Here is a 17,095-nt window from a genome sequence, read left to right as displayed (position 1 = left end):
ATGGGTGTATGATTGAATGTTACTTTTCTGGTGGGAATTGCACATTATATAAATTGCGTTATGTAACAAAGAGATCCTGAAACCTAAAAATCCGTTAAATCTTAATCTTTTATTTGCTTTTGTAATTTCCACATTTTATCTTCGTTATAATTGAAGCAAGACTATGTAGCAAACCAACTATATAGTCTTGTTTGTTTTTTATAGCGTTTGAATAAAATTAATAGAGCAATGACAGAGGTAACATACTACACCCAAGAGGGGTTGGATAAATTGAAAGAGGAAGTACATTATCTAACTACCACCGGTCGTCAGCTTATATCTAAAGCAATTGCAGAAGCAAGGGATAAAGGTGATTTATCGGAGAATGCAGAATACGATGCCGCAAAAGAGGCACAGGGATTGCATGAAGCAAAAATTTCGAAGTTAAAGAATACGTTGGCGAATGCACGTTTAATTGATGAGTCGAAATTAGATTTATCCAAAGTGCTGGCATTATCCATCGTAAAAATAAAAAATGTTAAAAACGGTGCTACCATGACTTACCAATTGGTGGCAGAAAGTGAAGCGGATTTAAAAACCGGAAAAATTTCGGTTAAATCGCCAATTGCCCAGGGCTTATTGGGTAAATCGGTAGGCGAGTTTGCAGAAATTGAAGTACCTGCAGGTAAAATGCAGTTCGAAGTACTCGAGATATCGAGATAAGCGGATAGTGTTTGGCGGTGAGCGATTATTAAAACGCCTATCGCCAAACGCATAACCCTAACCGCTCGGCCCCCAAACCTTTTAACCTTCCACCTTATGACTATCTTCTCAAAAATCGTTGCAGGCGAAATCCCTGCACATGTTGTAGCCGAAACTGTAGAATATTTAGCTTTTCTGGATGTTCAGCCTTTAACAGCGGGGCATGTTCTCGTGATCCCTAAAATCGAAACCGATTATATTTTCGATATGGACGAAGATTTATATGTTGGTTTGTGGATGTTTGCCAAAATCGTAGCCAAAGGCTTAAAAGAGGCATTTCCCTGCAAAAAAGTTGGCGTTTCGGTAATCGGATTAGAAGTTCCGCATGCACACATCCATTTAATACCAATGAATAATGTGAGCGACATGAACTTTAGCAAAGAAAAATTAAAGCCAACAAACGAAGAGTTGGCTGAGGCTGCCGAGAAAATTAAGCAAGCTTTACTCACCGTATAAAAAAGGCCGGCTGATAAAATACCAGCCGACCATTCTACCCGCCTAATCCAAGTATTTTTATTGTACCGGAGCAACAGTTGTTGTGGTTGCAACATAAGGCCAAAGGGTGCCAATACCGCCAACGGTAATTCCTTTATTATCGCCTCTTTTTGTATCAGATGCAAAATAATATAATGGCCATCCTTTGTAAGTAAGCTGTTTTTTGTTAACCGTGGCTACCGTAATTACACCAAGATCTGTTTTTGCTATGGCTGAAGGCACATTAAGTACTTCTGATGTGTAAACCGGCCATATTCCTTCCTGTGCTGTACCTTTGGTGTAGGTATTCACCCCATTTTTATCAGGTGCAAAAGCATAAAGTGTTCTGCCAAATGCATCTGTAAAGTATTTAGTAAGGCCTGTTCCCTCAACATAAGCACTGGTATAGCTTTTAGTGTTCGAACCAACCAACTGTGCATTAGCTAACATTAATGAATAATCTGGCTTAGCAACAAACCATATTCCACCAACGCCATCACCTTTAATATCACCTTTTACCGCATCGCTGGCATAATAATAAAGTGGATAACCGCGGTAAGTACTTTGTTTACGGCCATCGGCTCTGGTAACTTCGCCAACTTCGGCTTTGTTCAGGTTTAAATCAGTACTGGCATCTGCCGAATAGTAAAGTGGCCAGATGGCTTCGCAACCACCTGTGCAGGTTGGGGTACCAGCAGCATCGGATGAAAAGAAGTATAAAGTTTTTCCGTCCTTATCCGTTAACACGCTTCCGAATTTGGCATCGGTTGCCAGTTGGATTCCTTTGTTGTTGTTAACAGGTGGGGTTGTAGGTTCGTCTGAACTATTTTTCTTACAGGCAGTAAATACCATGGCTATACACGCAACAGCCAATAGATTCTTTTTTAAGTAGATTAGCATAAGATTTTGTTTTTAATTTTAACTTTAATAAAAAATGATATGCCGCTATTACGCCGCCAAATTGCAAATGGTTGCTTGTAGAATGGATGTTTTTGACCAAAACGAACAAAATAAAATATTTTTAAAAAAATAAATTTTTAAGGCAACCTTTTGGTGTCCCTTGCCGTAATGTGTGTTGAAAGGAGAATTTGTGACCGCTAACCGCGATAGTGAAGAAACTATACAAAAGTATATTCAGGGCTGCATTAGAAATGAAAGAGATAGTCAGAAAGCACTATATAAACATTTCTATAGCTTCGCTATGGGTATCTGTTTGCGCTATGCAAATGATCGGTTAGATGCTGCAGGGATACTGAACGACGGTTTTTTTAAAGCCTTTAAAAATATAGCCAAATATGAAACTTCCAAGGCTTTTATGCCCTGGCTGGGACGGATTATAACCAATACCGCGATTGATTATTACCGTGCCAATTTAAAATTTACCGACCATGTGGATATCCAGGAACAGGAAAATATAGCACAGATAGGCTCGGTGTACGATAAATTGGCCTACAATGATCTTCTGGCGCTGGTGCAAACATTAAGTCCTGCCTACCGAACGGTTTTCAACCTTTTTGCTATTGATGGATATAACCATGAAGAAATTGCCGAAACACTGGGGATATCCGTTGGAACATCTAAGTCGAACCTTTTTAAGGCGAGGCAGAAATTACAGGAAATGCTAAAGGCTACAGAAGCGAAAACTTACCAGGTAAGGAGTTCGGGCGTAGATAAAAACCTTTTACAGATAAGGTTAAACACAAACATGCAATGAAAGAGGGAAAAGATATAGATAAATTATTTAAGGACGGATTGGAGAATCCTGATTTGCCTTTTAATGATTTAGATTGGGATAATCTGGAGGAAAGATTGCATCCGGCACCAAAAAGAAGGGTGATACCTTTGTATTGGTATGCTGCTGCGGCCGGAATTGCGGCAATGTTACTGATTGTATTTTTATGGGTTAAACCGAATGATAAAATTGAGGTTATTGCGGTAACGAAAACAAATAAAGAAAATCAAAACAATAACAAAAAAACACAGGATAATATTGCTAAATCAACTGAAGTACCAACAAAACAGATTGATCCAACCGTAAATATAGATTCAAATCAGTTAGCAGTAAATAAAAAGGATATCAAAGTTGCCGGGAAACCGGTTCAAAAAAATATTTCGGATTTAGCTGTAGAAAACAGTCAAAAAGCAACGGAAATTTTAAGTACTAATACCAATATGCTGGCCAATGTGCAGTTTAAACCAGAATTAAATTTGGACATAAACCAGGTTCAATTTAAAGGTCAAAATTTAACAACAAGCGTGGCAGTTGGTAAACCTGAGAGGATTAAAGCACCTGCCGTAAAGCAAAAATCGCGCTTCGTATTAAGTATTTTGGCTGCGCCTGATTTAACCAGCGTTCAGAAATCGGGTACCAGTAGTTTAAGCGGCAGTTTTGGAGTTGAAGCTACCTATGCAATCACCAAGCGATTAAGCATCACCACTGGCGCTGCCTATGCCAAGAAAATTTATGATTCGGATTTCAGTTTGTATAAACCAAATACCAGTTATATTTTTAAGATTGCCCCATCAAATATTCATGCCAATTGCGATGTAATCGATATTCCTTTAAATGTAAATTATAAGGTTTTTGGAAATAACAGAAATTCTGTTTCGGTAAGTACCGGGCTATCCAGCTATCTGATGTTAAAAGAGCAATACACCTATTCTTATGATGGTGCTTACCAGGGGCCGCAGGGTTGGGAGGTTAAGGGCCAAAATCAGCATTATTTGGGTATTGCCAATGTTGGGATAGAATTTCAACATAAAATAAATAATAATTTAAGCATCAGCGCCAAACCTTTCATGAAAATCCCATTAACGAATATCGGTTATGGCAATTCAAAATTATCATCAACCGGCGTAGCCGTTTCGGTAAACATGAATTTGTTTAAAAGAAATTAATGTTTAATATTTCTGATCGGATCTGGCAGTGGCACAAAACCGGTTTCGCCGGGCACGGGTTTAAAGCTTTGTTCAATCCACTTTTGTTTTGCTTTCTCGATCAGCTCTTTATCCGAAGCTACAAAATTCCAATAAATAAACCGCTCTTCGGGGAAAGCTTCGCCGCCGAAAATGTAAACGCTTGTATTTTCATGCATGGTAAATTCGCAGAGTTTGGCATCATTGGCGATTAAAATCTGCCTCGGTTCAAAAATGTGTCCATCGCTTTCTATTGCTCCATCTAAAATGTACAAGGCACTTTCTCCGAATAAGTAGTCGCCGATATTTACTTTCTGGCGGCGGGTACTTTTTAATTCCAGAAAATACAGCGGACTATAAACAGGAACAGGCGATTTACGGCCAAAAGCTTCGCCGGCAATTAATTTAATGGCAACGCCATCCTGTTCCCAGGCAGGAATGTCGGTGCCCTCTACATGGAAAAATTCAGGTTCCATTTGTTCCAGGTCTTTCGGCAAAGCCACCCAGATCTGTAACCCATGCAGCATTTTGTCGCTGTGGCGGAGGTATTCGGGTGTTCTTTCCGAATGGACAATGCCACTGCCTGATGTCATCCAGTTTACCTGTCCGGGTTTAATTACCACATCCGATCCCAGACTATCTTTATGGGTAATTTCTCCTTCGAACAAAAAAGTGAGGGTAGAAAGGCCAATGTGCGGATGTGGAGGAACATCGAGGTTTTCATGATCGTTCATGGCTGCAGGGCCCATGTGGTCGATAAAAGAAAAAGGGCCAACCATGCGTTTCTCTCTGAAAGGCAAAAGCCTCCCAACCATAAAGTTACCAATGTTTGCTGGCCGTTCTTCGATAATCAGTTTAATATTCGACATGGGATGATCAATTTTAATGAGGTGAATTTAAAGAAAAAGGGTGGGAGTTCAAGAGAAAATATACTCATTACAACACTACTTTCCACTCATCGTCATTTCGAGCGAAGTGCAACGGAGTCGAGAAATCTGTCTCGATGGATCTCTCCATTTCACTTCGTTTCAGTCGAGAGGACGGACTTAATGAAAAAAGCACCCCTTTCAGGATGCTTTTAAACTTAAAAAGAAAAATAGGGATATTTATTATACTAATTGCATTAAAGCTTCTTTGCTAAAGCCTTTCAACTCTTCTGTACGGTTATTTTTAATTTTTTCTACCCAGTTCGGGTCTGCTAAAAGCGGACGGCCAACGGCTACCAAATCAAAATCGCCACGGTCCATTCTGCGTACCAGTTCGTCCAATGAGCTGGGTTGTGAGCTTTGACCTGCAAAAGCACCAAAGAAATCGCCATCCAAACCAACCGAACCTACTGAAATGGTTGCTTTTCCGGTAACTTTTTTCGCCCAACCTGCAAAGTTTAAATCAGATCCTTCAAATTCAGGATCCCAGAAACGGCGTTGCGAGCAATGAAAAATATCAATTCCGGCATCGGCCAATGGGGTTAACCACTGTTCTAACTCCTGCTCATTTTTAGCCAGTTTATAATCGTAAGCAGCAGGTTTAAATTGAGATAAACGAATAATTAATGCGAAATCTTCGCCTACCCTTTTACGTACTTCTTTAATTACCTCAACGCCAAAACGGGTACGTTGGGCCAGCGTTTTACCTCCATAAATATCTGTTCGGTTATTTGTGCCTTCCCAGAAAAACTGATCGATTAAATATTGGTGTGCACCGTGTATTTCAACCGTATCGAAACCTAAAGCTTTGGCATCAGCGGCCGCCTGGCCAAAAGCTGCAATGGTATCGGCAATGGTGGCGTCTGTCATCGGCACACCGTTTTCGACGCCCGGTTTGTTAAAGCTAGACGGACCTTCGAAAGGTGCACTTGGCAACCATCCTGAAGCGTGGTTTTCCATAATGCCCTGGTGCCAGATTTGTGGCCCCATCTGTCCACCAGCCTGGTGAACACCTTTAATTACATTTTCCCAGCCAGCCAAAGCCTCCGTACCATAAAAATGTGGAATATTTGGGTCTGCTGATGAAGAGGGGCGGTTAATTACCGTTCCTTCTGATAAGATTAAACCCACTTCGCCAGCTGCCCTTTTGGTATAATAAGTGGCAACATCGGCTGTAGGTACTCCGCCCGGTGAGAAAGATCTCGTCATCGGGGCCATTACAATCCTGTTTTTTGTATTTAATGTTTTAAGGCTAAATGGCCTGAATAAACTATCTGTGTTCATATAATTTTAAAATTTATAATGCTGTGTTGATGATTTCACTTAATTTTTCCAAACCTTCTTTATTGCGTTTGTAATAAGTCCACTGGCCGATTCGCGTAGAGCTGATCAATTCGGCACGTTGCAGGATGGAAAGATATTCGGAAATGGTGCTTTGTGATAAACCACTTTTTAGCTGGATTTGTCCTACACAAACACCAACGGTTTCAAAGTCCGCACCGGCGGGCTGTTCAGGAAAGTTTACTGCCGGCTCTTTAAGCCAGGCTAAAATCTGTAAACGTGTTTTATTCGAAAGGGCTTTAAATATTTCTACCTGATCCATGATGCAAATGTATATCGGAATTTCCCGATATACCAATTATGTGATTAAACTTTACAATTGTGTGTAAAATGCCTGTATCAACGTTTTTAAAACGATTAAATCCAAAGGCATTGTTAAAATAATGTTAGGATATACGATAAACAATTTCTTACATTCGTATTATTCATTCTAACCAAGTGCCTGTATATAAATCATTAACCGATAACGAACTTTTCGTCCTGATACAGGATGGGGATAAGTGTGCTTTCGAAGAAATATACGAGCGGTTTAACGGTTTGTTATATATCTATGCCTGTAAAATGGTCCCGGATAGGGAAGATGCAAGAGATATTGTTCAGGAGATTTTTGTTTACCTGTGGAGTAATCCGGACATTAAAATCAAATCACAGTTATCGGCCTACCTCTATACCGCAGTGCGGTATAAAATCTTCGATTGGCTGGATAAAAATAAATCGCGCACCAATTATTTGCAATCATTAGAAAGTTTTGCTGATCGGGGCGATTATGTTACCGACAACTACATCCGTGAGCGTGAATTTGCTTCATTAATTGAAAAAGAAGTATCACTCCTGCCGCCAAAAATGCGGCTGATATTCGAAATGAGTCGCCAGCAACACCTTAGTCAAAAGGAAATTGCAGAAATTTTGCATTTATCGGATAAAACGGTAAAAAAGCAGATGAGCAATGCGTTAAAGGTTTTAAGGCTAAAGTTGACTTCGTTTTTGTTGTTGGCTGTAATTTTAATGCTTCGCTAGCTTTTAGCCTAACCCAAAAGTTATAAATTGATTGATTTGGACGTTACCCAATCCCGATGAAAAATCGGGAAAGGGGCGGGCTTTTCAGGGCTGCGCTTCGCTCCGGTACCGATGAAAGATCGGTACTGAACCCTTACAATCCCTAACGCAAAACCCACCGGTTTAACTTAGATCATTAACCTGCGAAGTTTGAAAGCTACCCTCTGTAAATAAACCTGATAGAACGGAAAGCCCGGAGCGAAGTATGAGTGAGGACTTGGAGGGATAGCAGGACAGGTGTCAGCCATTAACACTAAGCCATTCATTTACAAAATAATATTGACCACCTTGGTCACCTGAGAAAAATGCGCCTGATATTCGAAATGAGCCGCCAGCAGCACCTTAGCCAAAAGGAAATTGCAGAAATTTTGCATTTATCTGATAAAACGGTAAAGAAACAAATGAGCAATGCACTAAAGGTTTTAAGGCTAAAGTTAACTTCGTTTTTGTTGTTAGCTGTAATTTTAATGCTTCGATAGCTTTTTCTAGAGACCTTATAGGTTTTCAAAACCTATAAGGTCTGTGAATAAAAAAAATAAAAATATTTTCTTTTTATCTACTACCTGGGCTTTGCTTATCCTACATGTATTTAATTAGCCAAATATTTTGAAGTAATGAATAAAGCCGAAGTTGAAAAACTTTTAGAACGATACAGGGATGGACTGTGTACTGAAGATGAACAAGCTTTGGTAGAATCGTGGCACTTATCCGAGCTTAAGGCAGGAACATCCGACCTGGATCATGCTGAACTGATCGATGCCAAAAACCAGATCTGGAATGCTATTGAAGAGGAAACGGAACTAAAACCGGCACGCAAACATACGCTCTGGCCAAAACTGGCAGCTGCGGCAGTAATACTCTTTTTTATTGGTTTCGTAATTAATCACCAGCTTAAAAAACAATCAGCAGATCAGCAGCAAATTGCTACAACAACTGAAAAAATTATTAAACCGGGTGGCAATAAAGCTACTTTAACCCTGGCCGATGGTTCTAAAATCTCGTTAACCGATGCTACGAACGGTATCATCGCGAAACAGGCAGGCATCAACATTACCAAAACCAGCAATGGCGAACTGATTTATACCGTTGCGGCCCAATCGGCATCGAATGGTAAAAAAGACGTTTACAATACAATCGAAACGCCCCGTGGTGGCCAATATCAGATCAACCTTCCTGATGGGACCAAAGTTTGGCTCAATGCCGAGTCTGCTTTAAAATATCCGGCCGTTTTTAACGGTGATGAAAGAAAAGTGGAATTAAAAGGCGAAGCTTATTTTGAAGTAGCCAAGCTAAGGGATACAAAGGGAATGCGGGTTCCATTTAAAGTAAAGAGCGATATCGGTGCCGGCAGAAGTCAGGAAGTAGAAGTTTTGGGCACGCATTTTAACATCAATGCCTATAACAACGAACCCAGCAACAAAACCACGTTATTGGAAGGTAGCATCAGGATCAAAAATTTACAATCAAATATTTCGCAGTTGTTAAGACCTGGCCAGCAATCGGTAATTACTTCCTCATCCCCATCGGTAAGGATAGAAACCGTTGATGCAGAAGAATCGGTAACCTGGAAAGACGGTTATTTCAGCTTTAATGAAGAAAATTTAGCAACCATTATGAATAAGATTGCCCGCTGGTACAATGTAGAAATAGATTACCGCGGTAACAAAATCAATAAAACCTTTGGCGGCCGTATTTCGCGTTTCAATAGTGTAAACGAAGTATTGGATATGCTCGAAACCACCGGGGCCGTACACTTTAAAATAGAAGAGAGGAGGATTTTAGTTATGCCGTAACCTATACTTTTTCATCAAACGATGATGATTTTTTAGAATATGCCTGACTAAAAAAACCGGAAGCGCGGCAACGCTCCCGGCTATAATTAAGGCCTTGTTCTAATCGTAAAATTGTGAGATACAACTATTCTTAACCTAATAACCAAATATATGAATTTTTATACTGAATGGTTGCCCAAACCAAAGGGACGCCTGTTTAAAATTTTGTTGATTATGAAATTGACTTTTGTCTTGCTAATCACTACATTTTTACAGCTCAGTTACGGGGCTGCAAATGCACAAAACGTAACATTATCAGAAAAAAATACTACGCTACTCAAAGTCTTCCGCAAGCTGAACAAAAGTGTGGGTTATAGTTTTCTGTACGATTTAGACCTTTTAAAGGAGGCTAAACCGGTAACCATCGATATCCGTAATACCGATATTAAAGAAGCGCTCAAACGTATTTTTAACGATCAGCCACTAGGCTATACCATAAAAAATAATACCATTATCATCCATCGTAAAGCAGCTGAAGGTACACCTTTGATGATCCGTTCTTTTGTTGATATAAGGGGTAAGGTGATTGACGAAAAAGGCCTGCCGATGATTGGTGCCAGTGTAAAGGTAAAAGGAACCAACCAGGGAGCAGTGACCGACGAAACAGGTACATTTATTTTAAAAGATGTTACTGAAGGTGCTACATTGGTGGTTACCTACATCGGTTACGAAAATAAAGAAGTTGTTGCAGCCAATGGCGTAACCATAAAATTAGAACCACAGGCAGGTTTACTGGCCGATGCGGTGGTAATTGGTTATGGTACACAAAAGAAAAGTGTGGTAACCGGTGCAATTGCTTCGGTTAAAGCTGCCGATCTGGAAAATGCCCCTGTGGTACGTTTAGAGCAATCGTTACAGGGTCGGGCATCGGGCGTAAACGTAATGACGAGTTCTGGCCAACCCGGCGATGGCGGTACCATCAGGATCCGCGGTACAGCGAATATCAATAATGCAAATCCATTATTTGTAGTAGATGGGGTGGTAATTAATGGCGGTATCGAATACCTCAATCAATCGGATATCGAATCAATCGAGGTGTTGAAAGATGCCGCATCAGCCGCTATTTATGGTACGCGTGCCGCAAACGGGGTAATTATTGTGAGTACCAAAAAAGGTGCAAATACGGGAAGAATCAGGTTGGAATACAATAACTACATCGGTACGCAGGCACCTTCTACCAAGCTTAATCTGTTAAATGCTACGCAGTACGCTACTATTTATAACGAATCGCAACTGGCAGACGGAATTACTGCAGTACGGTTCCCCAACCCTGCACAATATGGCGAGGGCACCGATTGGCAGGCGGCTGTTTTTAATAACAGTGCCATGATCCAAAACCACGATTTAAACATGAGCGGAGGAAACGATAAGTCGGTTTATTACGGCTCGTTCAGTTATTTCGATCAGGATGGTATTGTGGCTACATCAAATTCGCAGTTCAAAAGATTTACTGCAAGGTTTAACTTCGAGCATAAAATTACGAAAAACATCAAGTTTGGTAACTCTATTGGTTACACCAGGATAAATTCTGTTGGTGTAAGTACCAATACAGAATATGGTTCGCCATTAAGCAGGGCCATTAATATGGATCCTATTACACCGGTTGTAGAAACTGATCCTGCAAAATATGCTGCTTCAAAATATCTCAATAATCCGGTAGTAAGAAATGAAGCCGGTTTCCCTTACGGAATTTCTGATTATGCACAATCGGAGGTTTTAAATCCGGTTGCCGCCTTACAGGTTGCACAGGGAAACAGCTGGAGCGATAAAGTGGTTGGAAATGCATTTGCTGAAGTTGAATTTATAAAAGGTTTAAAATTTAGGAGCACCGGAGGCGTGGATCTAGCTTTTTGGGGCGGACAAACTTTCCGTCCGATTTATTACCTGAATTCGATTAACCAATCAACCCTAACCGCTTATACAAGAGATAATAACAGGGGTTTATTCTGGTCGTTGGAGAATACACTGAGCTATGATAAAACCATCGGCAAACATGTATTTACGGCACTCTTAGGTTATTCGGCACAGAAAAATAAAGGCGAAACCCAGGGTGGTATTAAAGAAGGTATCCCGGTTGATAACATTAAAGATGCCTCATTACAATTTCCGGTAGCCAGAACCAATTCTGATTTTTACGGTGGCGAATATTTGAACACTTTAAATTCGATATTTGGTCGTGTAATTTATAATTATGATGAAAAATACCTGTTTACGGGTATCATCCGTAGAGATGGTTCATCACGTTTTGGTCCGAATAATAAATATGGTTATTTCCCTTCGGCATCAGCGGGTTGGGTAGCCTCACGCGAAGATTTCTGGCCAAAAAATGATATCATCACCTTTTTAAAGTTCAGGGGTTCGTATGGTATTAACGGTAACGATAATATTCCAGATTTCAGCTACCTGGCAACCGTAAGCGGTGGACGTAACTATTCATTAGGAACAGCTTCTGGTCAGGCGCTGGTTAATGGTGTGAGTCCGAATGCCCTTTCAAACCCTGATTTAAAATGGGAAGAAACCTCTTCAGTTGATTTAGGTTTTGACGCTACCTTATTTGAAGGTATTACTTTAAGTACCAGCTATTTTAATAAAAAAACTTACGGAATGCTGCTGCAACAGGTGGTTCCATCGTATGTGGGTAATAGCGGACCTTATGCCAATACAGCCGATTTATACAACAGGGGTTTCGAAATTGAACTGGGCTGGAACAAAAAAATCGGTGAAGTGAGTTTTCATATTGCCGGTAATGCTTCGTTTATCAAAAACCAGGTAACCTTACTGGGGGCCGATAAAGATTACATCCCAAGCAGACAAACCATTACGCCACAGGGTTTAGAGGTAACTCGTGTAGCTGTTGGTCAGCCGGTTGATTCCTTTTTCGGATACCAGACTGCAGGTCTTTTCCAGAACCAGGCCGAAATCAATAATTATAAAAATGGTGCAGGTACTTTGATTCAGCCAAATGCAAAACCTGGAGATATTAAATTTTTGGACCTGAATGGCGACGGGGTAATCAGCGATGCCGACAGAACTTTCTTAGGCAGATCGAACCCAAATTTCACTTATGGGTTAACTTTCTCTGCAAAATATAAAGGTTTCGATATCTCGTTGTTCGGACAGGGCGTTTCGGGAAATATGATTTTTAACGGATTAAGAAGGTTCGATTTAACTCCATCTAACTATACCACCAATATTTTAAACAGGTGGACAGGTGAGGGGACAAGCAATACCATACCAAGGGTAACCTTACAGGATGATAACAAAAACTATAGTCGTGTATCGAGCTTGTTTTTAGAAAGCGGCGCTTATTTCAGGCTAAAAAACGTTCAACTGGGTTATACCCTGCCTAAGCAACTGGTAAATAAAGTTGGTTTGGATAAGTTGAAAGTTTATGTAATGGGGAACAACCTGTTTACCCTGACGAAATATACAGGCTACGATCCGGAAATTGGTGGTGGCAGTTTGGGTGTAGACCGTGGTTTTTATCCGCAGGCCAGATCATTTTTTGTAGGTGTAAATGTTGGATTTTAATAAGAGCGATATGAAAATTAAACATATAAAATATTCGATTGCCATTTTGGCGATGATGCAATTAACAGTTTCTTGCAAAAAAGATTTTTTGGAGCTGGTGCCAAAAGGAACTGCAACAGAAGAAAATTTTTACCGTAACGAAACCGAGGTTTACCAGGGCCTGATATCGGTTTATGATGTAATGCAATGGGGTACCACTGGTGGTTATACCATGAAACAACCTTTATTAAGTGCCGCATCCGACGATTGTTTTGCTGGCGGCAGTAATGCTTCCGACCAGCCGGGCTGGGTAGCTTACGATAACTTTAATATGGATTCGAGGTTGGGTCCGCAGGTGGGTTTATGGAGCAAAAACTTTACGGGAGTTAACCGCGCCAATATTATTTTAGAGAAAATTGCCAAAGCTACAACACTGAGCGCCGCATTTAAAACCCGCGTTACTGCCGAGGCTAAATTTTTAAGGGCATATTTCTATTTTGATCTGGTAAGGTTTTTTGGTAATGTGCCATTAATTACAGCCACCATCCCAACAGGAGAATTATACACCCAAACACAATCTCCTCCGGCAGCAATTTACGCACAGGTAGAAAAAGATCTCCGCGATGCCTATCCGGGATTACCTGCAACTATTGCTACGAACGAAAAAGGCCGTATTTCGATGGGTGCTGCAAAGGCATTGCTTGCTAAAGTATTGTTATACCAAAACGATAATACCAAATTGCAGGAAGCGGCTACTTTGTTTAACGATATTAATAAAGATGGTAATGCCTATGGTTATTCTTTATTGCCAAACTATGCCGATATTTTCAGGCCGGACAATAAATTTAATGCTGAGGTAATTTTAGAGATTCCGCATTCTAACCTGGCTGCATGGGGCGATTGGGGTTGGGTTAACGGTGGCGAAGGTAACGTAGGTACACAGTTTGTAGGTATGGATAGCTATAATGGCGACACGTATTCTGCTGGCTGGGGTTTCTGCCCGGTAACGCTTAGCCTGGTAAATGCAATGAAAACCGATCCGCGTTTTGCCACTTCAATTATCGATGGTGCTGCATTAAAGGCAGCTGGGGCAACTTACAATGGCCGGTTCCAGAATACCGATTATTTCATAAAAAAATACGCTCCGTTAAAAGCTTACCGCTCTAACAGCGGTACTGCCGAATTAAACTGGCCGATTGATGAAATTGAAATGCGTTTGGCCGATACCTATTTAATGGAAGCCGAAGCTTTGGTAAGGTTAAACAGCGATCCAACACGTGCCCTGGCATTGCTTACTGCCGTTAGGGCAAGGGTTGGTTTAGCACCTATTCCGGCAACTTTAGATAATATTTTTAACGAACGCAGGTTAGAACTCGCTTTCGAAGGCCATCGTTTCTTCGATCTGGTACGCAGTGGAAGAGCCGTTACTGTTTTAGGCCCATCGGGTTATAAAGCTGGTAAAAGTGAATTTATACCCATTCCTCAACAGGAAATCGACCTTACTAAAGGTGTGATCAAACAAAATCCAGGCTATAATTAATTAAATATATCATGAAATTAAATTATATCATTAAACAAACAGCCGGGTTTTTAACCCTGCTGCTTTTGCTAAGCTTAAATGCCTGCAAAAAAGCAAATACAGATAAAGATTTAGCCCCTGCGCCTACAGCCGATCAGGTTAAATTTAGCGTAACACCAACTGCAACCAATGCCAATGTGGTTACGCTGGTCAATCAATCGCCTGGTTTTAAAGCCCTGTGGGATTTTGGTAATGGAGCAACAGCGGATGGCAATACCGTAACGGCTTCTTATCCGCTTGCAGGCACTTATACCGTAAAATTAACCATTGTTACCGACGGCGGTTCAGTTTCGAGTACCAAATCGGTGGTTATTGCAGCTACTAATCCTGCCATGCTAACCGATCCGGCTTTTACCACGCTTTCGGGCGGTTTATCAAATGCTACCGGTTTTACCTGGGTAATCGACCAAAAATCAGCCGGACATCTTGGTGTTGGTCCTGTTACTTCTCAATCACCGGATTGGTATCAGGCAGGCCCTGATGAAAAAAATGGTTTAGGTTTTTACGATGATGAGATGACCTTCAACATGAATGCCTTAAAATATACCTACGATAATAAAGGAACTACTTTTGCCAATGCAGCGAATGCGCCTGGCATCGGCGGACCGGCAGGGGCGAATGATCCAACGGTAAATTATACCCCGCCAACCAATTTAACCTGGCTGGTTACCGAAACCAATGGTGTGAAATACATTACCATTTCTGGCGGCGGTTTTATTAGCTATTACCTTGGCGTTTCACAGTACCAGATCTTATCTTTAAACGAGAATGAAATGTGGCTGCGTTGTTTGGATAAAGCCAACAGTGGAAATGCCTGGTATTTAAAATTGGTAAAAAAAGGTTATGTAAGACCAGTTGTGCAAAAACCGATGCAGGCTGCAAACCTTGCTGATGACTTTCAGGGTACAGCAAACTTCACCTGGACTGCCGAAAATATCAATTTTACCAGTCCTTACGATAATCCGGCAAAATTCCCGGTTAATACCTCTGCAAAAGTAGGTTATTATGAAAAAAGAACAGGTGATGATGGTCAGTACGGAAACCTGAATGTAACCCTGCCGTATCGTTTTGACCTTTCAGCAAAAAATAAAATCCGCTTAAAGGTTTTCATTCCCGGTGGAAATGATTTTACAACCTTACAACCGAAAGTTTCGGTTAAGCTGCAAAACTCACTATTAGGCGGTAATGCCTGGCAAACACAGATCGAAATTGTTAAAACCATAGCAGCTACCGATTACAACAAATGGATACAGTTAGAGTTCGATTATTCGGGATCTGCCACCCAAACCCTATACGATAAAATTGTGGTTCAGTTAGGTGGCGAAGGTCACCCGGCCCCAGGCATATTTTATATAGATGATTTTGAGTTTAAGTAAAGCCTGATTTACCAGGGCAGTTTGTACAACATACAAACTGCCCTATTTAACATTTATAACATGATACATTCAGTAAAGCATTTTAAACGCGTGGTTTTTGTTTTTGCAATTGGTGCAATCGCATTGAGTTCCTGTTCAAAAAAAGGAGACGATGATGGGTTGGTTTATGTACCACCGGTACCGGCAGGCCCTCCGGTTGATAAAGGCTGGACTTTTGAAACCTCCCCAACATGGGCTGATGAATTTACCAATACCGGTGCACCACTTTCAAATAATTGGGATTACGATACAGGTGGCAGTGGCTGGGGTAATAATGAATTGGAATATTACACCAATACCACCAATAATGCCAATGTAGCCGGCGGAATATTGACCATTACCGCCAAAAAGGAAAATATGGGTGGTATGGCTTACACTTCATCCCGCATGGTAACCCGCAACAAACTCGATGCTTTATACGGACGTTTCGAAATTAAGGCTAAGCTGCCTACCGGAAGGGGCACATGGCCCGCCATCTGGATGCTGCCAACTGATCGGGTTTATGGCGATTGGCCAAAATCAGGTGAAATTGATATTATGGAACATGTAGGTTACGATCAGGATATGGTACATTTTAGTACCCATAGCGAGGCTTATTATTTCAAAATCAATACCCAGAAAACGATTACCAAAAAAGTTGATGGGGCGAGTACAGCTTTTCATCTTTACCGGGTAGACTGGACTCCTTTTGCTATCAGGGGTTATTATGATGATGTAAAAGTATTCGAATTTACCAATGAAGGAACGGGTTATAAAGTCTGGCCTTTTGACAAACGTTTTCACCTTTTATTAAATGTTGCTGTTGGCGGCGATTGGGGTGGTGCGCAAGGTGTTGATGATACCATCTGGCCGCAAAAAATGGAAGTGGATTATGTTCGATATTATAAGATGATTGAAAAATAAGATACGTTAGTTTGATTGTAAGGTCGCTGAGGATTCAGCGGCTTTTTTTATGCCTGACCGTGGTCTGTGTCCCACAGACCATTTCGAAAATCTTTAAGCATTCTTTTTAGCCACGGAGGCACTGAAAACATGGAAAATTCCATGTAGTTTATAACCCTGAGCGGAGTCGAATAGTCTTTTTGATTACTTCTTACTGCCCATAGTATGCGTCCTCACAGGCCATTTTGTCATTTCGAACGGCGCTTCTTCGTACCGTCATTTCGAGCGAAGCCGGGAAATCTGGCTTGAGTATATTTTCGAGATAGATCTCTCTCCCGAACATTCGGGACGTTTCGGTCGAAAATGACAGGCATAAAAAAACGGGGATCGATCATACCGACCTATCCCCGTCATCTAAATTAA

Annotated in this window: 15 protein-coding genes; 11 read left to right on the top strand and 4 right to left on the bottom strand. The window is 40.9% G+C overall.

The window, feature by feature from the left end; genetic code table 11:
- Nucleotides 1–228 precede the first annotated feature (228 nt).
- Nucleotides 229–702 (top strand): transcription elongation factor GreA, encoded by a 474-nt coding sequence (gene greA, locus DRW42_RS11695; protein WP_047798983.1) that lies wholly within the window; start codon nucleotides 229–231, stop codon nucleotides 700–702.
- 96 nt (nucleotides 703–798) lie between these two features.
- Nucleotides 799–1,197, top strand: a complete 399-nt coding sequence (locus tag DRW42_RS11690; RefSeq protein WP_113949010.1) for an HIT family protein — start codon at nucleotides 799–801, stop codon at nucleotides 1,195–1,197.
- Nucleotides 1,198–1,254: 57 nt separating this feature from the next.
- On the opposite strand, the gene DRW42_RS11685 is transcribed toward DRW42_RS11690, so the two are convergent.
- A complete protein-coding gene (locus DRW42_RS11685; RefSeq protein WP_113949009.1) occupies nucleotides 1,255–2,115 on the bottom strand; it encodes a hypothetical protein in 861 nt (286 codons plus the stop codon).
- Between the two features lie 175 nt (nucleotides 2,116–2,290).
- Here DRW42_RS11685 and DRW42_RS11680 point away from each other — a divergent pair, with 175 nt between their 5' ends.
- Both DRW42_RS11680 and DRW42_RS11675 read left to right on the top strand, forming a co-directional pair.
- Nucleotides 2,291–2,929 carry an RNA polymerase sigma factor gene (locus tag DRW42_RS11680; protein WP_244215250.1) on the top strand — a complete coding sequence of 213 codons (639 nt, stop codon included), beginning with the start codon at nucleotides 2,291–2,293 and terminating at the stop codon, nucleotides 2,927–2,929.
- Entirely contained in the window at nucleotides 2,926–4,113 is a 1,188-nt protein-coding gene (locus DRW42_RS11675; protein WP_113949007.1) for a hypothetical protein, read from the top strand. Before DRW42_RS11680 ends, DRW42_RS11675 begins: the two co-directional genes overlap by 4 nt.
- Here the strand turns inward: DRW42_RS11675 and DRW42_RS11670 are convergent.
- The 3 genes from DRW42_RS11670 to DRW42_RS11660 form a co-directional block, all read right to left on the bottom strand.
- Nucleotides 4,110–5,000 carry a pirin family protein gene (locus DRW42_RS11670; RefSeq protein ID WP_113949006.1) on the bottom strand — a complete coding sequence of 297 codons (891 nt, stop codon included), beginning with the start codon at nucleotides 4,998–5,000 and terminating at the stop codon, nucleotides 4,110–4,112. The two genes, DRW42_RS11675 and DRW42_RS11670, sit on opposite strands and share 4 nt — an antisense overlap.
- 240 nt (nucleotides 5,001–5,240) lie before the next feature.
- The gene (locus tag DRW42_RS11665) at nucleotides 5,241–6,341 is read right to left on the bottom strand and encodes an NADH:flavin oxidoreductase (RefSeq protein WP_113949005.1); all 1,101 of its coding nucleotides are present in this window, start codon (nucleotides 6,339–6,341) and stop codon (nucleotides 5,241–5,243) included.
- Nucleotides 6,342–6,354: 13 nt separating this feature from the next.
- Entirely contained in the window at nucleotides 6,355–6,660 is a 306-nt protein-coding gene (locus tag DRW42_RS11660) for an ArsR/SmtB family transcription factor (protein WP_113949004.1), read from the bottom strand.
- A 176-nt stretch (nucleotides 6,661–6,836) separates the two neighbouring features.
- Here DRW42_RS11660 and DRW42_RS11655 point away from each other — a divergent pair, with 176 nt between their 5' ends.
- The 7 genes from DRW42_RS11655 (at nucleotide 6,837) to DRW42_RS11625 (ending at nucleotide 16,693) form a co-directional block, all read left to right on the top strand.
- Nucleotides 6,837–7,415: an RNA polymerase sigma factor gene (locus DRW42_RS11655; RefSeq protein ID WP_113949003.1), complete on the top strand. Its 579-nt coding sequence runs from the start codon at nucleotides 6,837–6,839 to the stop codon at nucleotides 7,413–7,415.
- Between the two features lie 344 nt (nucleotides 7,416–7,759).
- On the top strand, nucleotides 7,760–7,933 hold the full coding sequence (locus DRW42_RS11650) for a sigma factor-like helix-turn-helix DNA-binding protein (RefSeq protein WP_279634123.1): 174 nt from the start codon (nucleotides 7,760–7,762) through the stop codon (nucleotides 7,931–7,933).
- 135 nt (nucleotides 7,934–8,068) lie between these two features.
- Nucleotides 8,069–9,247, top strand: coding sequence for a FecR family protein (locus tag DRW42_RS11645; protein ID WP_113949002.1), 1,179 nt, complete (start codon nucleotides 8,069–8,071; stop codon nucleotides 9,245–9,247).
- A gap of 213 nt (nucleotides 9,248–9,460) precedes the next feature.
- On the top strand, nucleotides 9,461–12,817 hold the full coding sequence (locus DRW42_RS11640) for a TonB-dependent receptor (protein WP_244215249.1): 3,357 nt from the start codon (nucleotides 9,461–9,463) through the stop codon (nucleotides 12,815–12,817).
- Nucleotides 12,818–12,827: 10 nt separating this feature from the next.
- Nucleotides 12,828–14,336, top strand: a complete 1,509-nt coding sequence (locus tag DRW42_RS11635; protein ID WP_158544330.1) for a RagB/SusD family nutrient uptake outer membrane protein — start codon at nucleotides 12,828–12,830, stop codon at nucleotides 14,334–14,336.
- 11 nt (nucleotides 14,337–14,347) lie between these two features.
- Nucleotides 14,348–15,751, top strand: coding sequence for a PKD domain-containing protein (locus DRW42_RS11630; RefSeq protein ID WP_113948999.1), 1,404 nt, complete (start codon nucleotides 14,348–14,350; stop codon nucleotides 15,749–15,751).
- Between the two features lie 60 nt (nucleotides 15,752–15,811).
- A complete protein-coding gene (locus tag DRW42_RS11625) occupies nucleotides 15,812–16,693 on the top strand; it encodes a glycoside hydrolase family 16 protein (RefSeq protein WP_113948998.1) in 882 nt (293 codons plus the stop codon).
- The last annotated feature ends 402 nt before the right edge of the window (nucleotides 16,694–17,095 follow it).

Source organism: Pedobacter miscanthi (assembly GCF_003315595.1).
Lineage (GTDB): Bacteria > Bacteroidota > Bacteroidia > Sphingobacteriales > Sphingobacteriaceae > Pedobacter > Pedobacter miscanthi.
Note: the sequence above shows the minus strand (reverse complement) of the source record. Positions and strands in the feature narration are given on the sequence as shown.

Bases quoted from the DNA above. Each gene is read 5' to 3' on its own strand.
- greA (WP_047798983.1), top strand. From the start codon at position 229: ATGACAGAGGTAACATACTACACCCAAGAGGGGTTGGATAAATTGAAA.
- DRW42_RS11685 (WP_113949009.1), bottom strand. From the start codon at position 2,115: ATGCTAATCTACTTAAAAAAGAATCTATTGGCTGTTGCGTGTATAGCC.
- DRW42_RS11675 (WP_113949007.1), top strand. From the start codon at position 2,926: ATGAAAGAGGGAAAAGATATAGATAAATTATTTAAGGACGGATTGGAG.
- DRW42_RS11645 (WP_113949002.1), top strand. From the start codon at position 8,069: ATGAATAAAGCCGAAGTTGAAAAACTTTTAGAACGATACAGGGATGGA.
- DRW42_RS11630 (WP_113948999.1), top strand. From the start codon at position 14,348: ATGAAATTAAATTATATCATTAAACAAACAGCCGGGTTTTTAACCCTG.
- DRW42_RS11635 (WP_158544330.1), top strand. From the start codon at position 12,828: ATGAAAATTAAACATATAAAATATTCGATTGCCATTTTGGCGATGATG.
- DRW42_RS11665 (WP_113949005.1), bottom strand. From the start codon at position 6,341: ATGAACACAGATAGTTTATTCAGGCCATTTAGCCTTAAAACATTAAAT.
- DRW42_RS11650 (WP_279634123.1), top strand. From the start codon at position 7,760: ATGCGCCTGATATTCGAAATGAGCCGCCAGCAGCACCTTAGCCAAAAG.
- DRW42_RS11690 (WP_113949010.1), top strand. From the start codon at position 799: ATGACTATCTTCTCAAAAATCGTTGCAGGCGAAATCCCTGCACATGTT.
- DRW42_RS11670 (WP_113949006.1), bottom strand. From the start codon at position 5,000: ATGTCGAATATTAAACTGATTATCGAAGAACGGCCAGCAAACATTGGT.
- DRW42_RS11640 (WP_244215249.1), top strand. From the start codon at position 9,461: ATGAAATTGACTTTTGTCTTGCTAATCACTACATTTTTACAGCTCAGT.
- DRW42_RS11625 (WP_113948998.1), top strand. From the start codon at position 15,812: ATGATACATTCAGTAAAGCATTTTAAACGCGTGGTTTTTGTTTTTGCA.
- DRW42_RS11660 (WP_113949004.1), bottom strand. From the start codon at position 6,660: ATGGATCAGGTAGAAATATTTAAAGCCCTTTCGAATAAAACACGTTTA.